This is a genomic window from Massilia sp. Root351, from assembly GCF_001425045.1.
Lineage (GTDB): Bacteria > Pseudomonadota > Gammaproteobacteria > Burkholderiales > Burkholderiaceae_D > Rugamonas.
Genome location: NZ_LMDJ01000019.1, coordinates 1 through 8148 on the forward strand (window position 1 = coordinate 1; position 8148 = coordinate 8148).

Genomic DNA, 8148 nt, shown 5'->3' on the forward strand with positions numbered 1-8148 from the left:
CGAGATCCAGCTGCTGGGCGAGCGCGTGGGCCTGACCGGCGACGCGGCGGTGGACGCCAGCGGCGCGGCCGGCGGCGGCACGGTGTTGATCGGCGGCGACTACCAAGGCAAGAACGCGGCGGTGCCGCATGCGCAGCAGACCCATATCGGCGCCGACGCCAGCGTGCGCGCCGACGCCACCGGGCAGGGCGACGGCGGCAAGATCATCGCCTGGAGCGACGGCGCCACCCGCGTCTTTGGCAGCCTGTCGGCACGCGGCGGCCAGGCCGGCGGCAACGGCGGCCTGGTGGAAACCTCCGGCCATTACCTGGACATGCAAGCCAGGGTCGATACCCGCGCCCAGGCGCCGGGCGGCAAGACCGGCACGCTGCTGCTGGACCCGACCGACATCTACATAGCCGCCGATGCCGCCACTGCCTCCTATGGCGGCATGCTGGGCGACGCGCCGCAGCTGAGCGGCGCGGCCGGGGTGTTCCTGCCGGCCGGCGCGGTGCGCGACTCGCTGCTCACCACCGGCACGCTGCAGAACACGCTGCTCACCACCGACGTCACCATCCAGACCGCCAACGCGGCCGGCACCGGCGACGGCTCCATCCACGTCATCAGCCCGCTGGCCTGGTCCACCAGCAACAGCCTGACGCTGAACGCGGACAAGAATATCAACCTGAAGGCGGCCATCGCGGCGCCCAACGCCGCGCTCAACCTGCATGCCGGCGGCGCCATCGTGCAAACCACCAGCCCGGTTGACGGCCTGACGGTGAAAAGCCTGGGCGCGCTGGCCGCCACCGACATCACGCTGGATAACAGCGGCAACAGCATTGCCGGCACCGCCACGCTGAACGCCGGCAGCGGCAATATCACGCTGAGCGGCGCCAGCATCAACCTGGGCAGCAGCAGCGCGGGCGGCACGCTCACCGCCACTGCAGCCACGGGCGATCTCACCGTCAGCGGCACGGTCAACGCCGGCGGCGCGGTGAGCCTGTCTACGCAGCGCAACGGCAACTACCGCATCACGAACAGCGGCGCCATCGCTTCGCAGAGCAGCATTGCGCTGAAGAGCGGCAAGATGAGCTTGTCCGGCGGCACCCTGTCGGGGCCATCGGTGCTGCTGGAATCGGACAACGCCATCAACCTGGGCGCCACCGGCAACCCGGCCGATACGCTGGCCCTTACCAGCGGCGACCTGGCCTCGGTGCAGGCGGGCGAACTGCAAGTGGCGGTGGGCGCCGGGCACAGCGGTGCAGGCGACCTCGTCGTGAGCGCGCCGATTTCCTTTGGCAACAAACTGGTGTTGAGCGCGCGGGGCGGCATCGCCATCCAGGCTGCGCTTGCCACCGGCGAGCTGACGCTGAGCGCGCCGGGCGAGATTACCGCCACCGGCAGCGTTGCCGTGGCCGGTACCTTCAACCTGCTGGCCGGCAACTGGAGCCAGAACACCAGCACGCTGCCGGCCTTCAGCGCCGGCGACTTCCGCCTGAGCGGCGGCTCCTTCCTGCGCGCGCGCGGCGGCAACGGCAGCGCCGACACGCCCTACGCGCTGGCGGACGTCTACGGTTTGCAGGGCGTCGCCAGCCTGCCCAATTCGCAGTCCTACGTGCTGGACAACACTATCGATGCCAGCGGCACCAGCGGCTGGAACGGCGGCGCCGGCTTCACGCCCATCGGCAATAGCGACTACGCCTATAGCGGCATCTTCGACGGCGACGGCAAAAGCATCAACGGCCTGGTGATCAACCGCGCCGGCATCGACAATGTGGGGCTGTTTGGCTATTTCGCCGGCAGCATCAGCGATCTGACGCTGGCGGGCGGCAGCGTGACCGGCAGCAAGAACGTGGGCGCCGTGGTGGGCGCCACCGGCGGCGCCAGCGGCCACCTGTTCAACGTGCACAGCAGCGCAGCGGTGAGCGGCATCGGCAACGTGGGCGGACTGGCCGGCTACAGCGGCGCGCAACTCGTCAACGCCAGCAGCAGCGGCGCGGTGCACGGCGGCTACGCGCCGGAGTTCGCCTCCAATATCGGCGGCCTGGTGGGCTACAACTTCGGCGCCATCAGCAGTTCGCACTCGAGCGCCAGCGTGACCACCGCCGGCCAGGGCTATGCCGGCGGCCTGGTGGGCGCCAACTATTCCAGCGCGCAAGGCAACGGCAGCATCGACAATTCTTATGCCACCGGCGCGGTTAGCTCCAGCGGCGAAATCGTCGGCGGCCTGGTGGGCGACAACGCCGGCGGCGCCATCAGCGCGTCGTATGCGTCCGGCAGCGTGCTGGGCGGCCGCAACGTGGGCGGCCTGGCGGGGCGCAACAGCACCGGCTATGCGGGCAACGGCACGATGGTGAATGTGTACGCCAGCGGCGCGGTCGGCGCGCATGCCGCCCCCGCCCTGATCAATCCGGCGGACAATATGGGCGGGCTGCTGGGCGAGAACCTGGCCGGCAGCGTGACCAATGCATTCAGCAGCAGCACCATCACGGGCGGCAGTTTCGACCATGTCGGTGGCCTGGTCGGCCAACTGAGCAGCGGCAGCGTGACGCACGGCTACTTCGACGCCGTCAAGGCCGGCACCAGCGCCGACGCCGCTGGCGCCACGGCGCTGACGCCGGCGCAGATGATGCAGCAATCGAGTTTCGCCGGCTTCAACTTCAGCGACGGACCGGTGTGGCGCATCTATGAGGGCTACACCACGCCGCTGCTCAAGAGCCTGCTCAAACCGCTCACCGTGACAGTCAGCGGCGACCAGAGCCGGGTCTATGACGGCACGTTGGGCGCCGTCTTCGGCGGCAGCAGCAGCGGCGCCGGCTTTATCGACGGCGACACCGCCACGCAGGGCAGCCTGGGCTGGGCCGGCGCGCGCAACGTGGGCACTTACGCGGTTGGCGGGCTGTGGTCGACCAAGTACGACATCAGCTATGCCGGCAGCGCGCAGCTGAGCATCACACCGCGCACCCTGCTGGCCCAGGTGGGCGGCAGCAAGGTGTACGACGGCACGCTGACCCTGGCCGCCGCCAACCAGACGGTGACCTTTGCCAACGCCGTGGCCGGCGACGACGTGGCCGCTACCTTCTCGGCCCTGTTCGCCGACAAGCACGCCGGCAGCGGCAAGCCGCTCACGCTGAGCGAGGGCCAGCTGAGCGGCGCCAGCGCCGCCAACTACGTGCTGGGCACTGCCAGCAGCGGCGGCGCGGAGATCAAGCGCGCACCGCTGACGGTGAGCGGCATCAGCGGCGTGACCCGGGTCTACGACGCCACGCTGGCCGCCAGCATCAGCGGCACGCTGACGGCTGCCGGCATCGATGGCGACCAGGTTGGCGCGGTGCTGGCCGGTGGCAGCTATACCTTCAACAACAAGAACGCGGGCGAGGGCAAGCCCATCACCGTGGCGCTGACCCTGAGCGGCGCCGATGCCGGCAACTATCTGCCGTACACGACGGCGCTGGGCACCATCACGCCGGCAGCCCTGGGCCTGGTGTCGGCCAGCGGCGTGAGCCGGGTCTACGACGGCACCAACGCCGCCCAGCTGAGCAACGCCGTGTTCAGCGGCGTGTACAGCGGCGACACCGTGGCGCTGGGCCCGGTCAGCGCGGTGTTCGCCGACAAGAACGTTGGCAGCGGCAAGACCATTACCGTCAACTCGGTGGGCGTGGGCGGCGCCGACGGCGGCAACTACTACGTCAGCACGTCGCCCGCCAGCATAGGCGCCAGCGCCAGCATCACGCCGGCGGCGCTGACGGTGAGCGGCATGGTGGCCAACAACCGCGTCTACAACGGCGGCACCGCCGCCTATGTCGAAGGCGGCAGCCTGAGCGGTGTGATGGGCAACGACGTGGTGGCCCTGAACACCAGCGGCCGCAATGCCGCTTACAGCGACAGGCACGCCGGCAGCGGCAAGGCGGTGACCGTGACCGGGCTGGCGCTGGCTGGCGGCGACGCGGGCAACTACACCTTGTCGGTGCCGGGCCTGACGGCCGACATCACCCAGCTTGAGTCGGTTAGCTGGATCGGCGGCGCCAGCGGCTTGTGGAGCGACGGCGCCAACTGGTACGGCGGCGCCGTACCGGACGCCAGCAATGTGCTGAACGTGGTGCTCACCGGCGGCAGCGGCAGCGTGGTTACCTACGACGCCGGCGCCACTTTCCTGCGCAGCCTGACCGGCAGCGGCGGCCAGGGCCTGACCATCAGCGGCGGCGCACTGACGCTGGGCCAGCACGGCGGCGACGCCTCTGCGCTGAGCGGCATGGTGCGCCTGAACAGCGGCAGCCTGAACCTGGGCGGCGCACTGGCCACTGGCGGCTACACGCAGACCGGCGGCACCCTGGGCGGCAGCGGCAACCTGGCGGCGGGCGCTTTCAGCATGAGCGGCGGCGCGATCGGCGGGCTGGGTACGCTGGCGGTCGGCAGTCAGTTCAGCCAGACCGGTGGCAGCATCGCCACGCCGGGCAACATCATCATCAACCAGGCCAGCGGCAACCTGGTGGTGGGTTCCCTGTCGGCGCTGGAAGCGGTTTCGCTGACGGCGCAAAACGGCAAGATCACGCAGAGCGGCGCGCTCAGCACCGGCAGCCTGCACACCGTGTCGGCCAGCGGCACCACGCTGGACAACAGCGCCAACCATGTGCGCAACTTCAGCGGCAGCAACAGCGGCAGCGGCGGCATCAGCCTGCGCAATGTGCTGAGCGGCAGCGACGAGCTGGGCGTGGGCAACCTGACCACTTCGGGCGGCGGCATCGTGGTTGACAACGTGGGCGGCATCCACACCACAGGCAACCTGAGCGCGCTGGCCGGCGCGGTGTCGTTGACGGCGCACAGCCCGGTACTGGTGAGCCACGTGATTGCCGCCGACAGTATCAATCTGGCGGCCAGCACTGGCATCACGCTGGCCGGGTCATCGGAACTGCTGGCCACGCACGATATCAGCCTGGACGCCGGTACCGGCGTGCAGTTGGGCGGCATACTGGCCAGCACCGCAGGCAGCATCGGCGTGCTGGCGCAGGCCGGTTCCATCACGGCCGCCAGCGGCACATCCATTGCGAGCAGCGGTCCGGCGCGGCTGTCGGCCCTCACCGGCTCGGTAAACGTGGCCAACAGCATGTTCCAGCCAGGCACCATACCGGACATCCGCGACGGTGCGGCTGCCGCTGCGGCCAAGGCCGCGGCGGAAGCGGCAGCGAAGGCGGCAGCCGAAGCAGCAGCCAAGGCGGCAGAGGAAGCGGCGGCCAAGGCGGCGGCCGAAGCGGCAGCCAAGGCGGCGGCCGAAGCGGCGGCCAAGGCGGCAGCCGAAGCGGCGGCCAAGGCGGCAGCCGAAGCGGCGGCCAAGGCGGCAGCCGAAGCGGCGGCCAAGGCGGCAGCCGAAGCGGCAGCCAAGGCGGCAGCCGAAGCGGCAGCCAAGGCGGCGGCGGAAGCGGCAGCCAAGGCGGCGGCGGAAGCGGCGGCCAAGGCGGCGGCGGAAGCGGCGGCCAAGGCGGCGGCGGAAGCGGCGGCCAAGGCGGCGGCGGAAGCGGCGGCCAAGGCGGCGGCCGATGCGGCGGCCAAGGCGGCGGCGGACGCTGCTGCGGAAGCGGCAGCCAAGGCACAGGCGGAAGCTGCGGCGAAGGCGGCGGCCGACGCGGCGACCAAGGCAGCGGCTGACGCGGCGGCCAAGGCGGCTGCCGATGCGGCTGCCAAGGCGGCCTCCGACGCGGCGGCGGCCAAGGCAGCGGCGGACGCGGCGGCTGCTGCGGCGCAGAACGATCCGACCCAGCCGGTAGGCCAGGCGGTGAACTCCACGGTCAATATCATCAACGCGTCCACCAGCACGGGCAGCGCGGCCAGCACGGCGCCAGGCGTGAAGCCGCCTGCGGTTGCGGAGGCGGCTGGCGCGGGTTCCAGCTCGGGCGGCAGCGCGGTGTCCAGTGTGCCCGACGATGGGGATGAAAAGAAATCCGATGGCAAGAGCGGGCCGGATGCCGAAAAGGCAGCGGTCAATAAATCGGAACCGGCCAAGAAGATGTTCTGCAACTGATGTCGTGCGGGACCGGATGCGGCTTCCCCGGCCGCAATCCGTCACATTGGCCATGCTAGTTTCTTTTGGGCATTAAATTGCCGATTCGTGCTAGCATTTCGCCGTCCGCGCACCGGATGTGTCTTCTGAGGCGACAATCTCCTTGATTTTTCGGCAAATTCAGAAGAATTGCCTTGGTCCTGGGTAATAATCGCACCAGCGCAGCACCAAATAACTCCAAGAGCCTATATGACATTGAAACTAGCGCGCTTTTTCGCTGGCACCTTGCTAGCCGCCGCCGTCAACGCCGCCTGGGCCCAAGGGGCCAGCGACGACATCCGCTTCGAGATCAGCCGCTTCGACGTGAAGGGCAATACCCTGCTGCCCCAGGCCGACGTGGAGCGCCTGGTGGCGCCGTTCACGGGCCAGCGGCGCGACTTTGGCGACGTGCAGCGTGCGCTGGAAGCGCTGGAGGCGGCTTACCATGCACGCGGCTACAACGTGGTGACGGTGGAGCTGCCGGAACAGGAACTGAACCAGGGCGTGGTGCTGCTGAAAGTAGTCGAAACCAAAGTCGGCCGCGTCAAGGTGGAGAACAACCGCTACTTCGATGAAGCCAACATCCGGCGCAGCCTGCCCGCCTTGCAGGAGGGGCGCACGCCCAACCTGAACGAGGTCTCGAACAGCCTGCGCCTGGCCAATGAAAATCCCTCCAAAAAGGTCAACCTGAAACTGCAAAGCGGCGACACCGACGGCGAGGTCGATGCCCGTCTCGAGGTGACGGACGAGGATGCCTGGAAAGCCATGCTGAACGCCGACAACACCGGCACCGGGCAGACCGGCAAGACCCACCTGGGCTTCGTGCTGCAAAACGCCAACCTGTGGGGGCGCGACCACGTGGCCAGCCTGCAGTACACCACTACCGCCGAAGAACCGGGCCGCGTGAAGGTGTACGGCGTGGGTTACCACATACCGCTCTACAGCCTGGGCGATTCGCTGGACTTCTTCGGCAGCTATTCCAACGTCGACTCGGGCACCGTGTCGGCCGGCGTGATCGACCTGGCGGTCAGCGGCAAGGGCACCGTGTTCGGTGCGCGCTACACGCAGGGCCTGGCCAAGCGCGGCAAGCTCGACTCGCGCCTGGTGTACGGCGTCGACCACAAGGCCTTCAAGAACAGCGTGGTGGTGCTGGGCGCCGAACTGGGCAACGATGTGACGGTGCATCCGCTGAGCGTGAACTACGTCGCCAGCTGGAGCGCCGCATTCGGCGAATTGGGCGGCTCGGTGACCGTGCTGCACAACGTGGCCGGCGGATCGCGCGGCAGCCAGGCCGACTTCACGCGTGCGCGCATCGGCGCCAAGGACGATTACAACCTGCTGCGCCTGTCGGGCAGCTATAGCCGCAGCCTGCCGCAGGATTGGCAGGTACGCGCCATCGTCAACGGCCAGTACACGCCGGACGCGCTGATTCCCGGCGAGCAGTTCGGCGCCGGCGGCGCCAGTTCGGTGCGCGGCTTTTCCGAGCGGGAGATTTCCAACGATAAGGGCGTGAGCGGCAACCTGGAGCTGTACACGCCGAATTTCTGCAGGAGCGAGCGCTGGCAGTGCCGCGCGCTGGCCTTCTACGACACCGCCCACGTGTCGCGCAACCACGCGCTGGCCGGTGAACTGGCCAGCACCACCATCGGCAGCACCGGCCTCGGCCTGCGCGTGCTGATGGCCACTTACCTTAATCTTCAGCTCGACTACGGCCATGTGGTCCAGGCGGGCGCAACGGGGCGCGGCAGCGCCAACCGGCTGCACGTGCGGCTGGGACTGTCTTATTGAACGAGTTAATGATGCGAGCGTATTTCCCTGGCCACCTGAACCTGAAGCGCAAACTGCTGGCGGCCACCGTTGCCGCCTGTTTCGGCGCGGCTGCGCAAGCCAATCCCACGGCGCCGCAAGTGGTGGCGGGACAGGCGCAATTCAGCCAGCAGGGCAACCTGTTTTCGATTGCGAACGCGCCCAACACCATCATCAACTGGCAGAGCTTTTCTATCAACGCCGGCGAGATCACCCGCTTCATCCAGCAGGGCGGCGACAGCAAGGTGCTGAACCGTATTGTCGGCCAGGACCCCAGCAAGATCCTCGGCGCGCTGCAGTCGAACGGCAAGGTCTACCTGATCAACCCG

General features: G+C 68.8%; 3 protein-coding genes. All 3 read left to right on the plus strand.

The window, feature by feature from the left end:
• On the plus strand, positions 1–5995 hold a 5995-nt coding region (locus tag ASD15_RS32770; protein WP_057156227.1), incomplete at its 5' end, for an S-layer family protein.
• Positions 5996–6223: 228 nt separating this feature from the next.
• Complete coding sequence (locus ASD15_RS17210) at positions 6224–7801, plus strand: ShlB/FhaC/HecB family hemolysin secretion/activation protein (RefSeq protein WP_057156228.1); 1578 nt, start codon at positions 6224–6226, stop codon at positions 7799–7801.
• Between the two features lie 8 nt (positions 7802–7809).
• Positions 7810–8148: filamentous hemagglutinin N-terminal domain-containing protein (locus ASD15_RS17215; RefSeq protein WP_057156229.1), on the plus strand; the 339-nt coding region annotated here is incomplete at its 3' end.